Annotated in this window: 20 protein-coding genes; 6 read left to right on the forward strand and 14 right to left on the reverse strand. The window is 65.8% G+C overall.

Going from position 1 to position 21,989, the window contains the following annotated elements; translation table 11 throughout:
- The first annotated feature begins 83 nt into the window (after positions 1-83).
- Positions 84-938, forward strand: coding sequence for an endonuclease/exonuclease/phosphatase family protein (locus ABE423_RS08775; protein ID WP_346485760.1), 855 nt, complete (start codon positions 84-86; stop codon positions 936-938).
- A gap of 19 nt (positions 939-957) precedes the next feature.
- Here the strand turns inward: ABE423_RS08775 and ABE423_RS08780 are convergent, their stop codons facing one another.
- Positions 958-1,221, reverse strand: a complete 264-nt coding sequence (locus ABE423_RS08780) for a hypothetical protein (RefSeq protein WP_049423576.1) — start codon at positions 1,219-1,221, stop codon at positions 958-960.
- Between the two features lie 140 nt (positions 1,222-1,361).
- Between ABE423_RS08780 and ABE423_RS08785 the strand changes: the two genes are divergently transcribed.
- A complete protein-coding gene (locus ABE423_RS08785; protein WP_154263208.1) occupies positions 1,362-1,739 on the forward strand; it encodes a VOC family protein in 378 nt (125 codons plus the stop codon).
- Between the two features lie 41 nt (positions 1,740-1,780).
- Here the strand turns inward: ABE423_RS08785 and ABE423_RS08790 are convergent, their stop codons facing one another.
- From ABE423_RS08790 to ABE423_RS08815, 6 genes are all read right to left on the reverse strand, one after another.
- Entirely contained in the window at positions 1,781-3,202 is a 1,422-nt protein-coding gene (locus ABE423_RS08790) for an efflux transporter outer membrane subunit (RefSeq protein WP_032128266.1), read from the reverse strand.
- Positions 3,196-3,933 carry an SDR family oxidoreductase gene (locus ABE423_RS08795; RefSeq protein ID WP_012510730.1) on the reverse strand — a complete coding sequence of 246 codons (738 nt, stop codon included), beginning with the start codon at positions 3,931-3,933 and terminating at the stop codon, positions 3,196-3,198. Before ABE423_RS08795 ends, ABE423_RS08790 begins: the two co-directional genes overlap by 7 nt.
- 64 nt (positions 3,934-3,997) lie before the next feature.
- The gene (locus ABE423_RS08800) at positions 3,998-7,168 is read right to left on the reverse strand and encodes a multidrug efflux RND transporter permease subunit (protein ID WP_032128264.1); all 3,171 of its coding nucleotides are present in this window, start codon (positions 7,166-7,168) and stop codon (positions 3,998-4,000) included.
- Positions 7,169-7,295: 127 nt separating this feature from the next.
- The gene (locus ABE423_RS08805; protein WP_032128263.1) at positions 7,296-8,522 is read right to left on the reverse strand and encodes an efflux RND transporter periplasmic adaptor subunit; all 1,227 of its coding nucleotides are present in this window, start codon (positions 8,520-8,522) and stop codon (positions 7,296-7,298) included.
- A 91-nt stretch (positions 8,523-8,613) separates the two neighbouring features.
- On the reverse strand, positions 8,614-9,384 hold the full coding sequence (locus ABE423_RS08810; protein ID WP_346485764.1) for an SDR family NAD(P)-dependent oxidoreductase: 771 nt from the start codon (positions 9,382-9,384) through the stop codon (positions 8,614-8,616).
- Positions 9,381-9,608 (reverse strand): hypothetical protein, encoded by a 228-nt coding sequence (locus ABE423_RS08815; RefSeq protein ID WP_032128321.1) that lies wholly within the window; start codon positions 9,606-9,608, stop codon positions 9,381-9,383. Before ABE423_RS08815 ends, ABE423_RS08810 begins: the two co-directional genes overlap by 4 nt.
- Positions 9,609-9,755: 147 nt before the next feature.
- Between ABE423_RS08815 and ABE423_RS08820 the strand changes: the two genes are divergently transcribed.
- Positions 9,756-10,787 carry a LysR family transcriptional regulator gene (locus tag ABE423_RS08820; RefSeq protein ID WP_005409107.1) on the forward strand — a complete coding sequence of 344 codons (1,032 nt, stop codon included), beginning with the start codon at positions 9,756-9,758 and terminating at the stop codon, positions 10,785-10,787.
- A gap of 333 nt (positions 10,788-11,120) precedes the next feature.
- On the opposite strand, the gene ABE423_RS08825 is transcribed toward ABE423_RS08820, so the two are convergent.
- Together ABE423_RS08825 and ABE423_RS08830 are read right to left on the reverse strand one after the other, a co-directional pair.
- Positions 11,121-11,816: an OmpA family lipoprotein gene (locus tag ABE423_RS08825; protein ID WP_010484399.1), complete on the reverse strand. Its 696-nt coding sequence runs from the start codon at positions 11,814-11,816 to the stop codon at positions 11,121-11,123.
- A 139-nt stretch (positions 11,817-11,955) separates the two neighbouring features.
- Positions 11,956-13,371, reverse strand: a complete 1,416-nt coding sequence (locus ABE423_RS08830) for a deoxyribodipyrimidine photo-lyase (protein ID WP_346485777.1) — start codon at positions 13,369-13,371, stop codon at positions 11,956-11,958.
- A 108-nt stretch (positions 13,372-13,479) separates the two neighbouring features.
- Here ABE423_RS08830 and ABE423_RS08835 point away from each other — a divergent pair, with 108 nt between their 5' ends.
- Positions 13,480-14,064 carry a hypothetical protein gene (locus tag ABE423_RS08835; protein ID WP_346485767.1) on the forward strand — a complete coding sequence of 195 codons (585 nt, stop codon included), beginning with the start codon at positions 13,480-13,482 and terminating at the stop codon, positions 14,062-14,064.
- Positions 14,065-14,083: 19 nt separating this feature from the next.
- Here the strand turns inward: ABE423_RS08835 and ABE423_RS08840 are convergent, their stop codons facing one another.
- The 4 genes from ABE423_RS08840 to ABE423_RS08855 are packed head-to-tail and all read right to left on the reverse strand — an operon-like array spanning position 14,084 to position 19,749.
- Entirely contained in the window at positions 14,084-14,698 is a 615-nt protein-coding gene (locus ABE423_RS08840) for an inorganic diphosphatase (RefSeq protein WP_107432879.1), read from the reverse strand.
- 10 nt (positions 14,699-14,708) lie between these two features.
- A complete protein-coding gene (locus ABE423_RS08845; protein ID WP_258015709.1) occupies positions 14,709-16,058 on the reverse strand; it encodes a metallophosphoesterase family protein in 1,350 nt (449 codons plus the stop codon).
- Positions 16,059-16,072: 14 nt separating this feature from the next.
- Positions 16,073-17,188, reverse strand: coding sequence for a phytase (locus tag ABE423_RS08850; protein ID WP_346485769.1), 1,116 nt, complete (start codon positions 17,186-17,188; stop codon positions 16,073-16,075).
- On the reverse strand, positions 17,188-19,749 hold the full coding sequence (locus ABE423_RS08855) for a TonB-dependent receptor (protein WP_346485771.1): 2,562 nt from the start codon (positions 19,747-19,749) through the stop codon (positions 17,188-17,190). The genes ABE423_RS08850 and ABE423_RS08855 overlap by 1 nt, the downstream gene beginning before the upstream one ends.
- 167 nt (positions 19,750-19,916) lie before the next feature.
- Between ABE423_RS08855 and upp the strand changes: the two genes are divergently transcribed.
- Together upp and ABE423_RS08865 are read left to right on the forward strand one after the other, a co-directional pair.
- The gene (gene upp, locus ABE423_RS08860) at positions 19,917-20,549 is read left to right on the forward strand and encodes a uracil phosphoribosyltransferase (RefSeq protein WP_005409099.1); all 633 of its coding nucleotides are present in this window, start codon (positions 19,917-19,919) and stop codon (positions 20,547-20,549) included.
- A gap of 146 nt (positions 20,550-20,695) precedes the next feature.
- Complete coding sequence (locus tag ABE423_RS08865) at positions 20,696-20,989, forward strand: PsiF family protein (protein WP_032130275.1); 294 nt, start codon at positions 20,696-20,698, stop codon at positions 20,987-20,989.
- Positions 20,990-21,074: 85 nt separating this feature from the next.
- Here the strand turns inward: ABE423_RS08865 and ABE423_RS08870 are convergent, their stop codons facing one another.
- Positions 21,075-21,962: an MBL fold metallo-hydrolase gene (locus ABE423_RS08870; RefSeq protein ID WP_049400411.1), complete on the reverse strand. Its 888-nt coding sequence runs from the start codon at positions 21,960-21,962 to the stop codon at positions 21,075-21,077.
- Positions 21,963-21,989 lie beyond the last annotated feature (27 nt).

Raw genomic sequence — 21,989 nt, forward strand, 5'->3', positions numbered from 1 at the left:
TCCGCCCATCCCGGCATATCGCCGACCCCACCGTCCATGGCATGCTTCATGAAACCGTTTTCATGGAATGGAGGGATTCCACTATGTTGTCGCGTTTCCGTCGCCCTGCGCTGTATGCGCTGCTGGCGCTTGCTCTGCCTGCCGTCGCCTGGGCTGCTGCGCCGGCGCCACTGAAAGTGATGTCGTTCAATGTCCGTACCCCGGCCGATACCGAACCGGGCAAGCGCTGGCCGGACCGTCGCGATGCCATGGTCAAGGTCATCCTCGATGCACACCCGGCCGTGATCGGCACGCAGGAGCTGGTGAAGGAACAGGCCGACTTCCTGTCCGGGCATCTGCCCGGCTACCGCTGGTTCGGTGAAGGCCGCCGCGGTGGCAGCGGCGATGAACACATGGGCGTGTTCTACGACAGCAAGGTGTTGGCCATCGAGGAATCCGGCAACTTCTGGTTATCCGATACGCCCGAAGTACCCGGCAGCATCAGCTGGGGCAACCTGTACCCGCGCATGGTCACCTGGGCCCTGTTCCGGCGCCTGGACGATGGCCGCCGTTTCTACTTCATGAATACCCACCTGCCCTACCGCGACGAGGACGAACCGCGCAGGGTGAAGGGTGCCGAGCTGATCGGCAAGCGCCTGCAAGCCCTGCCTGCCGACCTGCCGGTGGTCCTGACCGGTGACTTCAACAGCGAGCCCGGCGGTGACACCTACAAGGCGTTCACCCGCCTGCTGCAGGACACACGCACGCAGGTGAAGGCACCGCAGGGACCACGCCTGACCTTCCACGACTTCACCGGCAAGGCCACCGTGCAGCTGGACTGGGTGCTGGTGCGCGGCTTCCATGCCCGCAGTTTCCTCACCGATGACCGCCGCATCGACGGCGTGCTGCCGTCGGATCACTTCCCGCTGGTGGTCGAGCTGGACTGGCCGACGCACTGAATCTCTGCGGCAGCCGTGGCTACCGCGGCGGCTGCCGCGACAACAGCCGGTACAATGCCAGGTGCTGGTTGCGCGCCTGGCAGATGCGGGCGCCGACAGCAAGGAACACGGCAACGCCGATCAGGCCCAGCCCCAGCATCGGATCAGGCAGTCGCAGGAAACCGATCGCAGCGGCCATCGTCGCCAGCACCAGCAGCACAACGACCGCCACCGAAAGGCCCGCGCCGGGTGGCCCCGGGTCGCCAAACAGCATGCGCTGGGTATCCCGCCTGTCATCACTCATCGTCTTTACTCCCTGGAATCTGCCCCACTAGTTACACGGCGGACACGGCTTCCGGCAGAGTCAGAAACGTCACGACTGTGACAACGTCCACAGCACACACCGCGCTACCCTGCCCCCGTTCCCGAACTGTGGAGAAAGGCATGGCACACCAGAGCCGCCTGGCCGGTTTCATCATCGATTGCGAGGGCATTCCCGCCGACGAAGGTGCCCGCTTCTGGTCCGCCGCGCTCGGCCTGCAGGCGCAGCCCGCCTATGCCGAAGACGGCGCCGAGTACGCCGACCTGCAGGGCGCGCCCGCAGGCCTGAACGTGGAGGTGCAACGCGTCAATCACCCTTCACGGGTGCACCTGGACATCGAGAGTGACGACATCGACGCCGAGGCCGACCGCCTGGAGAAGCTCGGCGCGCGGCGGATAGGCTTCGTCAAACGCTGGTGGGTGATGGAAGCACCGACCGGCCATCGCTTCTGCATCGTGCGCATGCGCGAGCGCGAGGTACCGGCCAATCGCTGGCCCTGAAAGAAGAAAGGGACGGAAGCCACTGCTTCCGTCCCCTGCGGTTACTGCACCTGCGCCACACTCGCCGGCTGCGGTGATTGACCCCAACCACCCAGCGCCTTGTACACCCCCACCACGCTGACGTTGACCTCGGACTCGGCCGCGGCCAACGCATCATCGGCTGCCAGCTGCGTACGCTGCGCATCCAGCAGGGTCAGGAAGTCCTCCGAGCCCTCGCGATAGCGGATCTGCGCCAGCGACTCGGCACGGCGTGCCGCCTGCGCCTGCTCGACCACGATCGCCAGCCGCGCCTGCTGCTTGGAATAGCGGGTCAGCGCGTTCTCGGTGTCTTCCAGTGCCAGCAGCACCGTCTGCTCATACTGTGCTGCCACGCCTTCGGCCTCGGCCTTGCTGGCACGCAGGCGTGCACGCACGGTGCCAAAATCGAAGGCCGCCCAGCTCAGCGACGGCGTCAGCGACCAGGCCTTGTTGTTGCCATTGACCAGGCCACTGGCATCGCCACCGAGGAAGCCGACGAAACCGGACAGCGACAGCCGCGGGAACAGATCCGCCGTGGCCACGCCCACCCGCGCGGTAGCGGCAGCAAGACGACGCTCGGCCACGCGCACGTCGGCGCGTTGGCGCAGCAGCTCGCGGGTATCGCCCAGCGGCAGCGCCTTGGCGAATGCCGGCACTTCGTGCGGCGCAAGCATGGCGGTCAGCGTTTCCGGACGCTGGCCCAGCAGAACCGCCAGGCGGTTGCGCGACTGCGTTTCGGCCACTTCCAGCAGCGGAATGTCGGCCTCGATCGCCTTCAGCCGGGCACGACTGCTCTGCACGTCCAGCTCGCTGCCGGCGCCCAGCTCCCAGCGTGCCTCGGTCAGCTTCTGCGTCTCGCGCAGATTGACCAGGGTGTGCTGGGCCACGGCGATGCGCTTCTGTGTGCCGCGCAGCTCGAAGTAGTTGCGTGCCACTTCGGCGGCGATCAGTACCTGTGCGTCGGCCAGGTTGGCCTGCTCGGCATCGAGGTCGGCACGGGCGGCTTCTGCAGCACGGCGCTTGCGGCCGAACAGATCCAGCTCCCAGCCCGCATCGAAGCCGAGCTGGTAGCTTTCACTGAACACCCGCTGCCCACCCAGCTGCGGATCGGGTTGCTTGCGGCGATCGTAACTGCCGCCTGCGGTGACATGCGGCGCCTGGTCGAAGCGGCTTTCGACGAACACCGCGCGGGCCTGGCTGACGCGGGCCACGGCCACGCGCAGGTCCAGGTTGTCCGAAAGTGCGCCGTGAACCAGTTCTTCCAGCACCGGATCATCGAACTGCGCCCACCAGCTCGCCACCGGCGAGGTGGTGCTGAACACCGGCTGCTGCGCCCCCTGCAGCACCACCGGTTCCTGCACCGGGGCCTTGTAGTTCGGGCCGACGCTGACACAGCCTGCCAGCACCAGGCTGGAGACAGCCATCGCCAACGTGCGGATCACCATGGCAGCACCTCACCCAGGTAGGTGAAGCTGCCGTTCGGGCCTTCATGGCCGATCAGTGCCATCTGCACGCTGGAGCGCGCGCCTTCGCTGATCTCGATCTCGCCGTGGCCGCCGTTCATATCGGTTTTCACGTAACCCGGATGCACGGTGTTGACCTTGATCTGGGTGCTGCGCAGTTCATGCGCCAGCGCCAGCGTCCAGCTGTTCACCGCCGCCTTGGACGCGTTGTACGCGGGGATCTTGAAATCGTAGATGCCCGAGGTCGGATCAGCGTGCAGGGTCTGCGAGCCGAGCATGCTCGAAACGTTGACGATCCGCCCGGACTTGGCCTGCCTGACCAGTGGCAGGAAGGCCTGGGTCACCGCGACCAGCGCGTACACGTTGGTGTCGAAGGTGCGCTTCCAGGTATCCAGCGACTGTTCGGACGGCGCCTGCGCCGGGTTCTCGATCATGATGCCGGCGTTGTTGACCAAGATGTCCAGGCGCCCATGGCGCTGGCGTACCTGCTCGACCGCTTCGGCGATGCTGGCGGCATCGGTCACGTCCAGCTGGATGGCTTCCACCGGCAGGCCCTCGGCCTGCAGCTTCAGCGCCTGCTCTACGGCGGTCTCGCGCTTGCGGCCGGCCAGCAGCGTATGCACGCCGGCCTGGGCCAGCTGGCGCACGGTCTCGGCGCCGATGCCGCGGGTGGCGCCGGTGACCAGCGCGATCTTGTTCTGATGAGAGTTCATGGATTCTTGCCTCGTGAGGGGGAAGCCGCCGCCGGCCAGCGACCGGCGGCGACGGGGTTCCATGTCAGTGGTGGATGGTCGGCTCGCCGTGCTGCACCAGCTGGCCACCACCGTTGCGGGTGACGAACTTGCGCAGGGCCACGTAGAACACCGGGGTGAGGAACAGGCCGAACAGGGTCACGCCCAGCATGCCGGCGAACACGGTGATACCGGTCACCGAGCGCACCTCGGCACCTGCACCGTGCGACAGCACCAGCGGTACGGTGCCGGCGATGAACGCGATGGAGGTCATCACGATCGGGCGCAGGCGCAGGCGGCAGGCTTCCAGCGCAGCTTCAACGATACCCTTGCCGCCCATCTCCAGCTCTCTGGCAAATTCGACGATCAGGATCGCGTTCTTGCACGCCAGGCCCATCAGCACCACCAGGCCGACCTGCACGAACACGTTGTTGTCACCACCGGTCAGCCACACGCCGAACAGCGCGGACAGCAGGGTCATCGGCACGATCAGGATCACCGCCAGCGGCAGCGACCAGCTCTCGTACAGCGCGGCCAGCACCAGGAAGGCCAGCATGATCGCCACCGGGAACACGATGAAGGCGGCCTTGCCCTGGGTTGCCTGCTGGTAGCTCAGGTCGGTCCATTCGGTGGTCATGCCCACCGGCAGCACCTTGCCGGCGATCTCGGTCAGCTTGTTCATCGCCTCGGCCGAAGACAGCAGGCGCGGGTCGGCTTCACCGGCCAGATCCGCCGCCGGATAGCCATTGAAGCGCAGCACCGGGTCCGGGCCGAAGGTCTGCTTGATGGTGACCATCGAACCGATCGGCACCATCTCGCCGCGGTCATTGCGGGTACGCAGCTTGCCGATGTCCTCGACCGTTTCGCGGTACGGACCGTCCGCCTGCGCGATGACCTGCCAGGTACGGCCGAACTGGTTGAAGTCGTTGACGTAGGCCGAGCCGAGGTAGGTCTGCAGCGTGTCGAACAGTTCGGTGAGCTGCACGCCCTGTGCCTTGGCCTTGACGCGGTCGACCTCGGCATCCAGCTGCGGCACATTGGCCTGGTAGCTGGAAATCGGGAAGGCCATGCCCGGCGTCTGCGCAACGGTGCCCTGCATTGCCTGTACAGCATTCTGCAGCGCGCCGTAACCCAGGTTGCCACGGTCCTCGATGAACATCTGGTAGCCGTTGCCGTTGCCCAGGCCGAGGATCGGCGGCGGCATCATCGAGAAGGCGAAGCCTTCCTGCAGGCCGGCGATCTTCTGGTTGATCTCGGCGTTGATCTGCGCGGCGGTACGGCCATGGCGCTCGGCGAACGGCTTGAGCGGAATGAACGCTACACCGGTGTTCGGCGTGTTGGTGAACTGCAGCGCGTTCAAACCCGGAAACGAGATGGTGTGGGCCACGCCATCGGTTTCCTGAGCGATCTTGGCGACCTTGCGCAGCATTTCATCGGTACGCGCGATCGACGAACCTTCCGGCAGCTTCACACCGGCAATCAGGTACAGCTTGTCCTGGGTCGGGATGAAGCCCGGCGGCACCAGCTTGAAGATCACACCGGTACCGACCAGCAGGATCGCGTAGACCACGAACACCGCACCACGACGGCCGAGGATGCGGGCCACGCCACGCTCGTATTTCTCCGAACTGGACTTGAAGAAGCGGTTGAACGGACGGAACACCCAGCCGAACAGGCGGTCGATCAAGCGGCTCGGCCCGTCCTTCGGCGCACCATGGGCCTTCAGCAGGCGCGCAGCCAGGGCCGGCGACAGGGTCAGCGAGTTGATTGCCGAGATCACCGTGGAGATGGCGATGGTGACCGCGAACTGCTTGTAGAACTGGCCAGTGACACCCGACAGGAAGGCCATCGGCACGAACACGGCACACAGCACCAGCGCGATCGCGATGATCGGGCCGGATACCTCACGCATGGCCTGGTGGGCCGCGGCGGTGGGCGACAGGCCTTCCTCGATGTTGCGCTCGACGTTCTCCACCACCACGATCGCGTCATCCACCACGATGCCGATCGCCAACACCAGGCCGAACAGGCTCAGCGTGTTGATCGAGAAGCCCAGCAGGTACAGCGCGGCGAAAGTACCGACCACCGACACCGGCACCGCGATCAGCGGAATGATCGACGCACGCCAGGTCTGCAGGAACAGGATCACCACCAGCACCACCAGCGCGATCGCTTCCAGCAGCGTGGAGACCACGGCCTTGATCGAGTCGCGCACGAAGATGGTGGTGTCATACACGGCTTCGTACTTCACGTCGGCCGGCATGGTCTTCTGCATCTCGTCCATCGTCGAGATGACCTGGTCGCGGATCTCCAGTGCATTGGCACCCGGCGACTGGAAGATACCGATACCCACCGCGTTCTTGCCGTCCAGCTGCGAACGCAGGGTGTAGTCACCGGCACCCAGTTCCAGGCGGGCCACATCGGCCAGGCGCACGATCTCGCCATCAACACCGCTCTTGAGCACGATGTCGCCGAATTCCTTTTCAGTCTTCAAGCGGCCCTGGGCATTGATCAGGGTCAGGAACTGGCTGTTCGGCAGCGGTTCGGCGCCGAGCTGGCCGGCCGAGACCTGCACGTTCTGCTCACGCATGGCGCGCACTACGTCACTGGCGGTCAGGCCGCGCGAGGCGACCTTGTCCGGGTCCAGCCAGGCGCGCATGGCGTAGTCACCACCACCGAAGATCTGCGCGTCACCCACGCCCGGAATACGCGCCAGCGCATCCTTGACGTGCAGACGGGCGTAGTTGCGCAGGTACAGGGTGTCGTACTTGCCGTTCGGCGAGGTCAGGTGCACCACCATCAGGAAGGTCGGTGACTGCTTCTGCGTGGTCACGCCCTGCCGGCGCACGTCCTCGGGCAGGCGCGCCTGCGCCTGCGCCACGCGGTTCTGCACCTTCACCGCCGCCGCGTCCGGGTCGGTGCCCGGGCGGAAGGTGACGGTCATCTGCAGCACACCGTCCGAGCCGGCGACCGACTTCAGGTACATCATGCCTTCGACGCCGTTGATGGCCTCTTCAAGCGGGGTGGCGACGGTCTCGGCAATGACCTTGGGGTTGGCGCCCGGATACACCGTGCGCACGACCACCGACGGCGGCACCACTTCCGGGTACTCGCTGATCGGCAGGATTGGAATCGTGATCAGGCCTGCGGCGAAGATCACGATCGACAGCACCGCCGCGAAGATCGGCCTGTCGATGAAGAAACGGGAAAAGTCCATGGAGGAATTCCTGGGAAAGGCGTTCGGCGGGCAACAGCCTCCCCGCCCCTCGCCGAGATGACGAAGGCAGGGAAGGCTGCTGCTGGCGCCGGCAGCTAAGCGGGGACGCGGATCAGGAGACGGCGGATCAGTGGTTCAGCGCGGCGGTGGCATCGCGGCCCGGTGCCGGCGGCGCAGCCTGCGGCTGCATCGCCACGGCCTTGGCCTGCACCGGCATGCCCGGCATGAAGACCTTCTGCACGCCGTCGATGATCACCTTGTCGCCGGCGGCCAGGCCGTGCTCGACAATACGCAGGCCGTCGGCGGTGCGCCCAAGCTGGATGTCACGGCGCTGGGCCTTGCCATCCTTGTCGACCACGTACACGTACTTGCGATCCTGGTCGGTCAGAACAGCCTTCTCGTCGATCAGCAGGGCCTGGAACTGGCCGCTGCCGAGCAACTGCACGCGGGCGAACAGGCCCGGCGTGAACTGGCGATCGGCGTTGTCCAGCAGCGCTCGGACGCGGATGGTGCCGGTGCTGCGTGCCACCTGGTTGTCGAGGAAGTCGACCTTGCCCGAATGCGGGTAACCCTCTTCGCCGGACAGGCCGACCTTCACCGGCAGATCGCTGTCACGCTCGCTCGGGCGTTCACCCTTGCGTGCCATCTGTGCATAGCGAAGGAAAGTGCTTTCATCGGCATCGAAGTAGACGAACACGGTGTCCAGCGAGACCAGCGTGGTCAGCACGCTGGCGCTGTCGCCGGCGGTGACCAGGTTGCCGGCGGTGACCATCGCGCGGCCGGCGCGGCCGTCGATCGGCGCACGCACCTTGGTGAACTCCAGGTTGAGGCGGGCCGCATCCAGCGCAGCCTGGGCCGCCTGTACGGCGGCACCGGACTGGTCAGCCGCAGCGCGACGCTGCTCGGCCGTCTCGGTGGAAATGGCCTGCTGCTCGGACAAGCGCTTGGCACGCTCGGATTCACTGCGGGCCAGCGTGGCCTGGGTGCGGGCGCGGGCCAGTTCGGCAGCGGCGCGATCGTACTCGGCCTGGTAGCTGCGCGCGTCGATGGTGAAGAGCACTTCGCCCTTCTTCACTTCCTGGCCTTCGACATAGTTGACTTTGTCGATGTAGCCGGACACGCGCGGGCGCAGTTCAACGCTCTGTACCGCTTCGACGCGGCCGCTGAACTCGTCCCACTGGCTGACCTGCTTGACCAGCACCGGTGCAGCACTGACCTGCGGCGGCGGCGGTGCACCGGCTTCTTCGGCGTGGCCGCCGCTGCAGGCCGCCAGCACGGCTGCGGCGAGGATCGACACGCCGACCATCGCGATGCGATGGCCGAAACGATGTGGGGTGGAATTGGGGGAAGTCATGGCATGCATCCGTACGGAGGGGTGGTACAGCTAGATGAGAACGTGTTGCAAAAACAGGCGGCGTATCCTGCGACCTCAACCATGGTCGAGGTCAAGCGACGCCTGCGGTATCGCGCCACAGGGGAGGAACGTCCAGGTGCAGCAGGCCGCGCGGCAGTTCGGCATCACTGCTGTCGCAGCGGACGATGGCGCGGTTGTCGCGGCAGCCGTCGAGCAGGGAGACCACGCGACGGCCGACCAGCAGTGAGCTGGGCCACTCGATGCAGGCATTGGCCGCGTTGGCCGGCGTACACACCGGGCTGCAGACTTCCAGCATCTGCGCGCGCACGCCCAATGCCTGGGCTTCCTGGTGCACCACCTGCGCGTACATACGCAGCGCCGCAGTGGTGATCGAGGTTTCGCCATAGCCCGCCCATGGCTTGGCATTGGCCGGGCTGCCGATCATCACGTAGCGACGCGCATGCACGTTGTCCTGCAGCAGCGGCAGCAGATGACGCACTGCGTGCACGTGCGGCATCAGATCGGCCTGCATCGCGCCCAGCAGTTCATCGCCGTTGCGGTCAGTCACCCGGCCGCGACGGTAAGGGCCGCCCATTGCGGCGATCACTGCCGCCAGCGGACGCGGGCGCTGCGCGATGCGTTCGCCCAGTGCGCTCGCCGAGCCGTCATCGCTGAGCGAACCCAGCAGCGTCTCCAGGCCAGGCTCATCAGCGAACTGCGAATGCAGCCCCGCCAGCCGGCCCGGGTCGCGACCGACCACCAGCACCGGGCTGCCGGCTTCCAGCAGTGCGCCAACCACGCCCTGGCCGACGGCACCGGTGCCGCCGAGGACCAGGACTTCGGGCGTCAGCATCCCATTCACGGGACATTTCCTCCCAAATCCGGGATAGTCCCGATTCGACGCAGCCGGTCGCCCTTGTGCGGGGCCAGGCGGATGGCACCGCCACGCTGCTGACGCATCGGCGCGGTAAACTCACGGAAGTCCTTGTGTACCAAGGAACTCGGGCGGACTTCAACGGTCATTGCCAGGTCCAGGGTGCTCTGGCCGGCGTTCCGGAGACGGGCAAGAATGTTGCGCAGGCTCATGGCGGACGGGCTCCAAATAACGAATGGCGCCACGATAGACCTCAAACCTTTACTTGATTAGTCCTGATTAAGGGGAATAATCATCCCGCTCCCGGTCCAATCGTTCTGTCACGATTGTCCCATCCCCGACGTCCAGGATCCCAGACCATGTCCCACGATCTCAACGAGACGCTGATCTTCGTCAAAGTGGTCGAGCAAGGCAGTTTCATTGCCGCTGCCAAATCGCTCGGCCTGCCCAAGACCACGGTCAGTCGCAAAGTGCAGGAGCTGGAAACGCGCCTGGGTGCGCGCCTGCTGCACCGGACCACCCGCCGCCTCGGCCTGACCGAAGCGGGTTCGATCTACCACGAACATTGCCAGCGCATCGCGCGCGAACTGGAAGAAGCTGAGAGCGCGGTGAGCCAGCTCCAGTCCGGTCCGCGCGGCTGGCTGCGCTTCACTGTGCCTTACTCGATCGGCATCACCTGGATTGCACCGCTGCTGGGCCAGTTCCATGCGCAGTATCCAGAGATCCGCTTGGACATGCACATGGGCAACGAGAAGCTGGACCTGATTGCAGGTGAGGCGGACCTGGCCCTGCGCGTGGGTGCCCTGCCCGATTCCAACCTGGTGGCACGCAAGCTGGGCAGCCTGCGCACGCAGGTGTTCGCCAGCCCGGCCTACATCGAACGCTATGGTGAGCCGCTGCATCCGGAAGAGCTGCAGTTCCATCGCATCCTGGCGATGCGCAAGCCGTACCACACCGGCAACTCGCCGCGCTTCACCTGGCAGCTGGGCGAGAACGGCGGCGAGCTGCGCGACTTCCCTGTTACCCCGCTGATGACCGCCAACGACATGTCTGCGTTGAATGGTGCATTGGTGTGCGGCGAAGGCCTGCTGCTGACCGGCGACGTGATGGCCAAGCCGTTCGTTGAGTCGGGCATGGTGCGCCGCGTGCTGGCTGGCTGGACCGGCCCGGAAGTGGACTTCAACGCCGTGTTCGCCGGTGGCCGCCTGGTCTCGCCGAAGGTGCGTGCATTCGTCGACTTCCTGGTCGAGAAGCTCAACTTCGACGCCAATTACATGCTGGCGCAGTGCCCGGGCGCGAAGCTGGCGCAGCAGCAGAAGGAAAAGGAAGACGCGGCGCTGGAAAGCAGCGGCAAGCGGATTCTGGAGAAGGTGGCCGCTTCGGCCGCATGACCGGAAGCATCCACGCATGGCGTGGATCTACCGGCATTCCGTAGAGTCGAGCTTGCTCGACTGCTCTTGCGCTTCTGTCGAGCACGCTCGACTCTACGGGCGCTATCAGTGTGCCGAGCAAGCTCGGCACCTACAGAAAATGCCGCCTGCAAGGGCGGCATTTTCGTTCCGGCTACGTGGCTTTCGGTAGATGCCGACCTTGGTCGGCGCCGTTTGGAGAAACCGCAACCGGGAGCGCTATCGGTGTGCCGAGCAAGCTCGGCACCTACAGAAAATGCCGCCTGCAAGGGCGGCATTTTCGTTCCGGCTACGCCGGAACCGTAACGCTACGCGTTACTGCTTCAGGGGAATCACGCGGATTTCGACGCGGCGGTTCTTGGCGCGGCCGGCATCGGTGCTGTTGTCGGCAATCGGGTACGACTTGCCGGCGCCCAGGGTTTCGATGCGCACGCTCTGCACGCCCTGGCCGATCAGGTACTGCGCGACCGAGTCGGCACGTTCCTTCGACAGGCGGTTGTTGACCGCGTCACTGCCGATGCTGTCGGTATGGCCGACCACTTCGATCATGGTCTGGTTGTAGTCACGCAGGGTGCCTGCCACGCCATTGAGCGAGCCGTAGAACTGCGGCTTCAGGGTCGACTTGCCGAAGTCGAAGGTGATGCCGTCCGGCAGGTTCAGCATGATGTTGTCGCCCTGGCGCTGCACATCAATGCCGGTGTTGGCAGTGCGCTCGCGCAGTGCGCGTTCCTGGCGATCCTGGTACTGGCCTACCGCGGCGCCGCTGAGCGCGCCGATACCGGCGCCGATCAGCGCATGCTGACGACGCTCCGTGGCGCTGTCACCGGTCAGCAGGCCGGCGGCTACGCCGATGGCGGTGCCGATCAGCGCGTTGCGGCCGGTGCGGTTCTGCTGCTCGGTCGGGTTGCCGTACTGGTCACTCTGTACGTAGGAGCCGCCGGTGGCGCAGGCCGACAGGACGGCCGCACTCATCAGGGCCAGTGCGACGTTGCGGGTGGTATTGCGGATCATGAGGTTCTCCTTGGTTTCCGGTCGGCCGGCGGCCTGCGGGCGCAAAGAGAATAAACAGCCCGATGCGATGCCGGAATGATGATCGGGCACATCGACAGGGCCGCGTTCAGCTAACTGACCGGATCGCTCGGCCCGCACTTTACCCCGCTCCCGACTGCCGATAGGCAGCCAGCGCGGCATCGCGGCCAACCGCCAGATCCACCAGCGGCGTGCGCGGATAGCCCGGGGCATGTGCCGCCAGCAGCAACGGATGCTGCCACGGCGCGAAGCGCGCTTTCACCGGCAGCGCCCCCAGTTCGGGCACCCAGCGGCTGATGTAGCGGGCCTGGGGGTCGAACTTCTCGGCCTGGGTCACGGGGTTGAACACGCGGAAGTAAGGTGCGGCATCGGCACCGGTCCCGGCCACCCACTGCCAGCCCATCGTGTTGTTGGCCAGGTCGGCATCGACCAGGGTGTCCCAGAACCAGCGCGCGCCATGCAGCCAGTGCGCGCGCAGGTGCTTGCACAGATAGCTGGCCACGATCATCCGCACCCGGTTGTGCATGTAACCGGTGTGCCACAGCTCGCGCAGGCCTGCATCGACGATCGGCACGCCGGTGTTGCCGCGCTGCCAGTCGTGCAGCTGCGCGGCACTCGGTGTGGCCCACGGGAAACGGTCAAAGCGCGGGTTGAGGTTGTCGGTCGGCGTCTTCGGGAAGTGATGCAGCAGGTGGTAGGCGAAGTCACGCCAGCCCAGTTGGCGAAGGTAGCCGTCGATGTCGGCGTCGGTGCCGGCACTGCGCAGCCCTTCCAGCGCATGGGCAATCCGCCAGGGTGCGATTTCGCCGAAATGCAGGTGCGGCGACAGTCGCGAGGTGCCCACGCGATCTGGCAGGTCACGCTGCTCGCGGTAGCCGCGCAGCGCACCGTCCTCGAACACGGACAGCGCTTCCAGCGCACCGGCTTCACCCGGCTGCCAGTGCTCCCAGAAGCCGGTATCCCAGTCCAGCGTCGGTGCCAACTGGAGATCATCCAATGCCAGGCTGTCGACCGCGTGCGTCGCCAATGCTTCCGGTGCGGCCTGCAGCGCGGGCAGGCGCCAATGACTGAGTACATTGCGCCAGTACGGCGTGAATACCTTGTAGGGCTGGCCCTGCTGGGTGGCGATGTCCCACGGCTCGAACAGCAGGCTGCCATTGCAGCTCTGTGCGTCGATGCCCTGCTCGCGCAACGTGCGCTTGATGGTGGCGTCGCGTGGCTGGGTGGCCGGTTCGTACTTGCGGTTCCAGTACACCGCCCCGGCGCCGGTCTGCTCGATCAGCAACTGCAGGGCCGGCAGGCTGTCACCACTGCGCAGCACCAGCGACGAACCGCGCACGCGCAGGTCGGCGTCCAACGCGGCCAGTGAACGGTGGCGCCACGCATCGGAGGCGGCACCCGGCACCCACTCACCCTCTTCGTGGGGCGCATGGATGTAGATCGGCACCACGTCGTGACCGGCATCCAGCGCGGCCTGCAGGGCCGGATTTTCCTGCAGCCGCAGATCACGGCGGAACCATACCAACGCTACCGACACAGACACCGCCTTCGTTGTTGAAGGCGGACATGATAGCCAGCGGCGGTGAAGGCGCTGCACGCAGACGCCGTCTGCTAGGCTGCTGGGCCGCTCCTCGTTGGACCCGCCATGGATGATCTGTACGCCTCATTCGCCCGCTTCGGGCTGCTGCGGGCCCAGCACGAAGGTGACTGGCAGGGACCGTTCCCGTTACCACCGGTGCTGGCGTGCTTCTACGCGCAGGTGGGACCGCTGGGTCATGAGATCAATGCGAAGGTGGGCAACTCCGGAATCACCGTTCCGGGCCTCGATGTCTGGATACCGCCGCTGCGACGCGTGTGGAGTCACCAGGCCGGCTATCGCTGGCATGGCATCAGCGGCGATCCGATCGACAACTGGCCATCGAACTGGCTGGTGATTGCCGATCGCGGCGCTGATCCGTTCATCCTCGACCTGGATGACGGCCGTGTGCTGTTCAGTCACCACGGTGCGGGCCTGCTGGATGCCGGCGAGATCACTGCCGATGTGCCGACCTTGATGGCGGCTCTGGCTGCTGCAGGCACGGTGTACCTCGATGCCGGCGATGACCTCTACAACGACGATGACGATGGCGGCATCCGTCCTGAACACCAGGAGGCAGCCGTACAGGCGGTGGCCCGGGTACTGGGCGACCGCCTGCAGGCCGAGTCGTTCATCGGGACGTTGCTGGACTGAATCCACGCATGGCGTGGATCTACTTTTCGAAGCGCTTCATCGCTTCGCTGATCAGTACCCGCGCCTCGGCGGCGTTGCCCCAGCCATTGAGCTGCACCGGGTTGCGTCCCGCCGGCAGGTCCTTGTAAACCCGGAAGAACGCCTCGATGCGCTGACGCTCGACCTCCGGCAGATCCTTCAGGTCGCGGATGCTGGCGTAGGTCGGGTCGACCTTGTCGGTGGGCACGCCGATGATCTTCTCGTCGTGCTCACCGCCATCGATCATCTTCAGATAGCCGATCGGCCGGAAGCGCACGATCACGCCCGGATGCAGCGGTTCACGGGTCAGCACCAGCGCGTCCAGCGGATCGTTGTCACCGGCCAGGGTGCGCGGCATCGAACCGTAGTTGGCCGGATAGGCCACCGGCATCGACTGGAAGCGGTCCACGTGGACCAGGCCGTCTTCCTTGATCTCGTACTTGGTGAAGCTGCCGGCCGGAATCTCCACCGCCAGATTCACCTCCTGCGGGGCCTGCTTCGGCTGGGCGACCAGGAACGGATGCAGCACGGTATCGGCGGCCGTCACCGCACTGGCCAGCAACAGCAGGGCGGCGCCGATGGCAGCGAGAGGAAGGATGCGTCGGAGCGTGGTCATATGCGTCTTCTCACTCCCAGCAGCGGTCGGCACGACCCTTGGCGGTCTGTGCACGCGGGCAGTCGCGTGACCTGATGCGACCTTCGGTCAGCTCCGTGCGCTGCTTGCCACCCTTGGCATCACGGCGCAGTTCGAAGGCATCGTAGAGACGGCCGGTCACCGTGCGTGCTTCATAGCGCAGGTGCTGCGGATCAATGTTCAACACCTGGAACAACTGGGTATCCTCGGCCACCGGATCCATCGTCCTGCGTGCTTCGTCGGAAAGGCGGTACTGCTTCGGTCCGGCCACGGTCACCACGTACTGCGGCGTGGCGGCCTGCCCTTCGCCACGGCGACCATAGGTGTGATCGTGGCCCTGCAGCACCAGATCGACGCTGTGGCGGCGTACCACCGGCAGCAGCACGTCACGCAGCGCAGCGTTCTCGCGGCCTTCGCGGGGTGAGTAGAACGGCTGGTGCAGCAGCACAATGGTCCACGGCTGCCGGTTGCCGGCCAGGACCTTGTCCAGCCATTGCGCCTGTGCCTTGGCGGTGCCGAGGTCGAGTGCCGAGGTGCCATCGACCACCGCCACGCGTACACCCTGCGCATCGAACCAGTAGCTGGTCTGCTGCGCGGCGGTGGCGCCGTTGCCCGGCAGCGCGAAGGTGACCGGCCAATGCTTGCCCAGCACGCGCCGCTCCTGCGGGGTATCCTCGAATTCCTCGAAGTACTCGTGGTTGCCGATCGCCGGGGCCAACAGCGTTTCCTGCGCCAGCCAGCCGGTGGCAGCAAACCACTCGCCCCATTCGCTGTCATCCATGTTGTCGCCGCCGCTGACCAGGTCACCGGCGAACAGGCTCATGCGTGCCTGCGGTGCGGCCTTCTGCGCGGCGCGCACTACACGGCTGACATGGCTGACGTTCTTGTTCTGGGTATCACCGAAGTACAGCAGGGTCAGCGGCTGATCGGCCGCGGCCAGCGTGCGCAACTGGTTCCAGGCGCTCCAACTGCCGTTGCCCTGCACGCGGTAGACGTACTGGGTATCCGGCTGCAGGCCGCTGATGTCCGCGCGATGATGATGCGACAGCCCGTTCTCGGTCTGCAGTGCTCGCGTCGTCGCACGCACCTGGCGGATGCCCTCGATGGCCGGCGAATCTGCGGCCAGCGCGATCTCCAGCAGCGGCGCCTGCACGCTGCCATCGGTACGCCAGGCCACGGCGAAACCGTGGCTGGGATCAGCCGAGGGCGAGGCGACGATGCGGTCCGGCACCGCCGTCGCTGCGTAATGCCGGCTGCCCGCTGACACCTGGGTATTCGGTTCGGCCGCTGCGAACGACAGCGACGGCATTGCCAGCAGCAGGCCAAGCACCAGCGAACGCATCACGCACTGGCCGCTCATGCGCCACACTCCAGCGGCAGCGCGAGCTGCTTGGCGATGCTCTCCCAGTCGAACGCCACCACGCCCTGGTCGTCATGCACCGCATACAGCGCACCGTGCGGGAAGCGCGCGCTGGGCTGCTGCATCATCCAGATGCCATCGGTGTTGGCCACGGTGTTGCCCTGGAACGCGCCGACCGGCTTCAGTGTGTGCCGGTCGAACAGATGGAACACGCTGCGTTGCTTGCCCTGCTCGGTGGTGATCCACCAGCCGTCCTTGCCGCAGGTGCGCAGGGTCACGCCTTCGGCCTGCGCCTTGAACACGTCGCGGCCGAACGTGGTGCCGGTGAAGCGTCCGGCCAGGGTGTAGACCTTGAACTCGCTGGCGTAGCTTTCATCCTCTTCGGCGATCAGCAGGCGATCATTCTCCGGATCGCCCCAGATCGACTCGACCACGCGCAGCGCACCGGTTTCGCTGGTGTCACCGATGCTGGCCACCAGCTTCGCCTCGACCTTCGCACCGTCGCGGGTCACGTGGTACTGGCGCACGCGCTTGTCCAGCTCGGCCAGCGGCGGCAGGATGTCACGCCCCTGCGCATCCTCGCCGTTGTCCCAGGAGTCGGTAACGTAGACGCTGTAGCCATCGGCACGGCGGTCGACCCACAGCCCGTACGGCTTGCGCAGATCCTCGGCAGCGAACGTTGCCAGCGGGATGAAGTCCGGCAGGCTCAGCACCTGCACGCGATGATTGTCGCGCTCCACGATCCACAGCAGGTCGTCGGTCACCGCGATGCCGTTTGGGCGATCGAACTGCCCTGGCCCGGTGCCGCTGCTGCCAACGTCACGCAGGTGCTGGCCGGTGCTGCCATCGTAGACCACCAGCTTGTCGGTGGCCTTGGCGGTGGCGATCAGCCACAGCGCGCCGTCCGGCGCGCGCCAGGCCGCCGGCGAGTCGATGTTGTCGGCCGGGGTCATCGGTGACAGGAAGGCTTCGGCGATGGTGGTCACCGTGCGCGCGCCCCCGGCTTTCGCTGCCGTAGGGGCCGCGGCCGGATCGTTGCCGGTCGCCGGCGTGCAGCCGGCGGCCAGGGTCGCCGCGAGCGCGACCGCCAGGACGGTGATGCCACGCCCCATCACAGTGCCACCTTCAGGCCCAGCGCATAGGTGCGGCCGTACTCTTCCATCTGCAGGGTGCGCGAGCGCGTGCCCTGGTACAGCTCCAGCGGCTTGTCCAGCAGGTTCTGTGCTTCGAAATACATGCTCACCCGCGGGGTGAACTTGTAGTCCAGCGAGAAATCGAGCTGGGTGTTCGGTGCAACGTAGATGTCGAACGCCCGGCCCTTGCCGATGCTGTCCAGGTACTCGCTGCGGTACACCGCCGCCAGGCGTGTACTCACACCGTACTTTTCATAGCCGATGTGTGCGCTGTAGACATGCTTGGAGGCGCGCGGCAGTGTGAAGTCCTCGCCTGCACGGTCCTTGATGCCGGCATCGAACTTGGTATCCAGCCAGGTGCCACTGGCACCGACCAGCAGGCCATCCAGGCCGTCCGGCAGGAAGGCCAGCTGCTGCTGCCAGTTGAATTCCGCACCGCGCACGGTGGCCTTGCGGCCATTGATCGGCTGGGTCACGTCAAAGCCGCCATAAGCGGGATCATTGGTCCGCACCGTTTGCACGATGTAGCCATCGATCGACTTGTGGAACAGGCCAAGTGAAACGATACCGGTGCTGCCGATGTACTTCTCCACCGACAGGTCGATGTTCTTCGACTCGTACGGATCCAGTTCCGGATTACCCAGGCGCACTTCCTCGTCGCCGCGGCTGTAGCCCACGCGTGGCGAGACATCGCCGAAGGAAGGACGCGATACGGTCTTGTTGGCCGAGGCGCGCAGTACCCAGTCATCGGCCGCGTCGTAGCGCAGGTGCAGACCCGGCAGCACGTTGGTGTAGCTGCTGTTGGCCACCCGCGGGGTGACGGTGAAGCTGCGCCCGTTGGCGGCCACGTCCACCTGGTTGCCGATCGCCTTGAACTGGGTGTTTTCCACGCGCACACCGCCGATGATGCGCAGCGCGCCCACATCCCAGGTACCCATGGCGTAGCTGGCGAAGATGTCTTCGCTGGCCACGTAGTCCTCTTCCAGCGATGTCATCGCGTTGCCACCGGCATCCTGGGGACGGGCGCTGTACTGGCCGCCATTGGCCGCCCAGAAGGCACGCATCGCGGCCGAATCCATGCCGTCACCGAGGTTGCCGTGGCGGTGCTCCGGCGAGGAGGTGCTCCAGCTCGACAGCGCCACCTTCGGGCCGACACGCAGTTCGCGCTCGTCCACATTCACGTCACGGTCGCGCCAGCGACCCAGCAGGCCGAACTTGATGCTGCTGCTGTCGCCGTCGAAGCGCACGTTGACCTGCGCGCTGTGCTCCTTGTCGTTCACCTGCTTGGGTGAGAGCACGAAGCGGTCGAACGCGTAGTTGCTGTTGTCCAGCCACTGCGGGTTGTCGAAACTGTAGCTGGGCAGGCGGCTGCTTTGGTCCAGGGTGCCGTTGAAGGCCTTGCCGTTGAGCTTGAAGCGCGCCTCCATCTCGTCGTTCACGCGCTCTTCGGTACGGGTGTAGCCGATCCGGTAATCGACCACGGCGTTGGTCAGCTTGTTCTCGCCACCGAGACTGGCCGCGAAGGTGTTCTCCTTCTTGGTGCGGTAGCGCATGCGCTTGTCGATGGAATCTTTCGGCATTCCATCCAGGCGGTACTGGTCGGTGCCGGTCTTGACCATCTTCGCGTCGTCGAAGTTGAAGATCACGCGCTGGCGGGTCTCCGCATCGTCGAACTGGCTGTACAGCGTGCGCAGGTAGTACTTGCTGTCTTCATTCGGGCGCCAGTCGAGGTTGAGGTTGGCACCGATGCGCTTGCGCTCGATCTCGTACTTGCGGTGCTGCAGGTTGATCGCGGTGACATCGCCGGGGACGGCATCGTCCTCGCCGTCATACTCCACTTCGGTGTTGTCCGACTCGAACCTGCGCTTCTGGTAGTTCACGCCCAGCGCCACGCCGAAGGTGTCGTTGAACACTTCGCTGTAGTTGAAGGCGGCCTTGGGGCTGGTCTCGCCGGACAGCTGCTGGTGGCTGCCTTCGATCTTGCCACGCAGGCTGCGACCGTCGCGGTCGAAGGCCGAGGCCGATTCCACCAGCACGGCGCCGCCGATGGCATCACCGGGCATGTCCGGGGTCGGCGACTTGACCACGCGCAGGCGCTCGGTGGAGTCGGACGGGATCACGTCCAGCGGTGCGGCGCGGCTGGAATCCTCCGGCGTACCGATGGCGATGCCATCCACGCTGACGCTGTTGAGGTTGGCGTCCAGACCGCGGATGACCACGAAGCGCCCCTCGCCCTGGTCGCGGGTCACGCTGATGCCCGGCAGGCGCTGCAGCGACTCGGCCACGTTCTTGTCCGGGTACTGGCCCAGTGCATCGGAGGACACGGCGTCTTCGATCGCATCACTGCTGCGCTTGAGGTCGACCGCGCGGATCTGTGATTCGAGCTGGGCGCGCACTTCGATGCGGTCCAGGTCGACCGCATCAGCGGCCACGGCGCCGGTGGCGGCAACCGCCTGCTGCCCGGCCGCCTGCAGCGGGGCTGCGGCCCCCATCGCCAGGGTCAGGGTGATGGCAACGGCCAACGGAGTCTTGATATGCACTGGGAATCCCCATTCCTGTTAAGAATGGGTCTGCACGGTATGTCCGCAAGGTTGCATGGCCGTGACATGCGCCTGCACATTTCGAGTAACGCCGCTCCGGGCCAGGTTTGGGTTCGGCCCGCCGATCCGGCAAAATGGCGCCCTCTCTCCTTTTCCCCTTCCCGACCATGAAGATCGTCGAAGTGCGCCACCCGCTGGTGCAGCACAAGATCGGCCTGATGCGCAACGCTGCGCTCAGCACCAAGGATTTCCGCGAACTGGCCAACGAGCTGGGTACGCTGCTGGCCTACGAGGCCACCGCCGACCTGGACACCGAGCCGCACACCCTGCCCGGCTGGGCCGGCCCGGTCACCGTGCAGCGCATTGCGGGCGCCAAGATCACCGTGGTGCCGATCCTGCGCGCCGGCCTGGGCATGCTCAGCGGCGTGCTGTCGCTGATCCCGGCGGCCCGTGTCAGCGTGGTCGGCCTGCAGCGCGATGAGGAAACCCTGCAGCCGGTGCCCTACTTCGAGCGCCTGACCGGGCGCCTGGAAGAGCGCGACGCGCTGATCCTGGACCCTATGCTGGCCACCGGCGGCACCCTGATCGCCACCATCGACATGCTCAAGCGTGCCGGCGCCCGCCGCATCAAGGGCATCTTCCTGGTGGCCGCGCCGGAAGGCATCGAGGCGGTCAAGGCCGTGCACCCGGACGTGGAGATCTACACCGCGGCCATCGATGCCCAGCTCAACGACAAGGGCTACATCCTGCCGGGCCTGGGCGATGCCGGTGACCGCATCTTCGGTACCCGCGTCGGCTGATCCGAAGAACCGGGGTCAGAGCCCTTTCGCCGCGAAAGGGGTCTGACCCCAACAGCGCAGGCCATCGCGGCCGCGTTGCGATTCTTCACGTGCTCTTGGCGCCGGGAAGCGAATGCTCCGCGCACCCGCCACCCTTGGAGCTCCCGATGAAAGCCTCTTTCCTGCTGGCCGCCGTCCTGCTGGTCGGCCTGCCCCTGGCTGCCAATGCCACCACTCCGCAGCAGCAGCGCATGGCCGAATGTTCGGCCAAGAACAAGGGGCTGAAGGGCGATGCCTACAAGACTGCACAGAGCTCCTGCCTCAGCGGCCACGCGGCCGACGCCAAGCCGGTCAATACGCAGCAGGAACGCATGCGCAAGTGCAACGCTGACGCGGGCGCCAAAAAGCTGGCCGGTGATGCGCGCAAGACCTTCATGAGCAGCTGCCTGAAGGCGTCGTAATGGTCGTGTCCGGATGAAACGCCATCCACGCATGGCGTGGATATACCGTCATCAGTAAAAGGCCGGGCATTGCCCGGCCATGCCATTACCCCAGGGCGCGTGCCTTCAGCTCACCCTGCTCGTGCAGGGTCACGAAACGCCCCTTGTCATCCCTGCCAAGCTGCGCCAATGCCACCTGCGGGTCGTGGGTGAAGAACAGCCGCACGTTGCGCGCCAGCTTGTCTTCCAGGAACTGCCGCTTCTCGTCGATCAGCAGCTCGGCATTGCGGTCATAGCCCATGGTGATCGGCACGTGTACCCATGAGCGGCCCGGGATCAGGTCGGCACAGAACACCACGCCACCATGCGCACTTTCGCCTGGATGCGCGTGACCGACGATCTCGGCCAGCATCAGCCCCGGTGTATGCCCGTCGCTGTAACTGAAGCGCACGCTGCGGCCGAGCGCCTTCGAGTACTCCCCGTCCACCACTTCCAGCCGGCCACTGGCCTGCAGCAGGCCCGGCAGTTCCGGAATGAAGCTGGCGCGATCGCGCGGGTGTGGCTGCACGGCGCGCTGCCAATGCTGCGCGCCGACCACATAGGTTGCGTTGGGGAACAGCAGCTCGGGCTCACGTCCTTCGCTCCATGCCGCCAGCAGGCCACCGGCATGATCGAAATGCAGGTGGCTGAGCACCACCACGTCGATATCCTCGTGCTCGAAGCCGGCTTCGCGCAGCGAATCGATCAGCACGTGCTGGCTTTCCTGCACGCCGTAGCGCTCGCGCATGCGCGGATCGAAGAACGCGCCGATACCGGTTTCAAACAGCACCGTCTTGCCTTCCAGCGGGCTGGCAAGCAGCGCACGGCAGGCCAGCTCGATGCGATTGAGCTCGTCCGGTGCCGCCCATTTTTCCCACAACGCGCGCGGCGCGTTGCCGAACATCGCGCCGCCATCAAGGCGCTGCGAGTTTCCACGAATAGACCAGAGTTTCATGTGTCGATTATCGGCGCCGGCTCGTTA

Source organism: Stenotrophomonas sp. TWI1409 (assembly GCF_039673015.1).
Taxonomy (GTDB): Bacteria; Pseudomonadota; Gammaproteobacteria; order Xanthomonadales; family Xanthomonadaceae; genus Stenotrophomonas; species Stenotrophomonas maltophilia_A.

Bases quoted from the DNA above. Each gene is read 5' to 3' on its own strand.
- ABE423_RS08775 (WP_346485760.1), top strand. From the start codon at position 84: ATGTTGTCGCGTTTCCGTCGCCCTGCGCTGTATGCGCTGCTGGCGCTT.
- ABE423_RS08780 (WP_049423576.1), bottom strand. From the start codon at position 1,221: ATGAGTGATGACAGGCGGGATACCCAGCGCATGCTGTTTGGCGACCCG.
- ABE423_RS08785 (WP_154263208.1), top strand. From the start codon at position 1,362: ATGGCACACCAGAGCCGCCTGGCCGGTTTCATCATCGATTGCGAGGGC.
- ABE423_RS08790 (WP_032128266.1), bottom strand. From the start codon at position 3,202: ATGGTGATCCGCACGTTGGCGATGGCTGTCTCCAGCCTGGTGCTGGCA.
- ABE423_RS08795 (WP_012510730.1), bottom strand. From the start codon at position 3,933: ATGAACTCTCATCAGAACAAGATCGCGCTGGTCACCGGCGCCACCCGC.
- ABE423_RS08800 (WP_032128264.1), bottom strand. From the start codon at position 7,168: ATGGACTTTTCCCGTTTCTTCATCGACAGGCCGATCTTCGCGGCGGTG.
- ABE423_RS08805 (WP_032128263.1), bottom strand. From the start codon at position 8,522: ATGACTTCCCCCAATTCCACCCCACATCGTTTCGGCCATCGCATCGCG.
- ABE423_RS08815 (WP_032128321.1), bottom strand. From the start codon at position 9,608: ATGAGCCTGCGCAACATTCTTGCCCGTCTCCGGAACGCCGGCCAGAGC.
- ABE423_RS08820 (WP_005409107.1), top strand. From the start codon at position 9,756: ATGTCCCACGATCTCAACGAGACGCTGATCTTCGTCAAAGTGGTCGAG.
- ABE423_RS08825 (WP_010484399.1), bottom strand. From the start codon at position 11,816: ATGATCCGCAATACCACCCGCAACGTCGCACTGGCCCTGATGAGTGCG.
- ABE423_RS08835 (WP_346485767.1), top strand. From the start codon at position 13,480: ATGGATGATCTGTACGCCTCATTCGCCCGCTTCGGGCTGCTGCGGGCC.
- ABE423_RS08840 (WP_107432879.1), bottom strand. From the start codon at position 14,698: ATGACCACGCTCCGACGCATCCTTCCTCTCGCTGCCATCGGCGCCGCC.
- ABE423_RS08845 (WP_258015709.1), bottom strand. From the start codon at position 16,058: ATGCGTTCGCTGGTGCTTGGCCTGCTGCTGGCAATGCCGTCGCTGTCG.
- ABE423_RS08850 (WP_346485769.1), bottom strand. From the start codon at position 17,188: ATGGGGCGTGGCATCACCGTCCTGGCGGTCGCGCTCGCGGCGACCCTG.
- upp (WP_005409099.1), top strand. From the start codon at position 19,917: ATGAAGATCGTCGAAGTGCGCCACCCGCTGGTGCAGCACAAGATCGGC.
- ABE423_RS08865 (WP_032130275.1), top strand. From the start codon at position 20,696: ATGAAAGCCTCTTTCCTGCTGGCCGCCGTCCTGCTGGTCGGCCTGCCC.
- ABE423_RS08870 (WP_049400411.1), bottom strand. From the start codon at position 21,962: ATGAAACTCTGGTCTATTCGTGGAAACTCGCAGCGCCTTGATGGCGGC.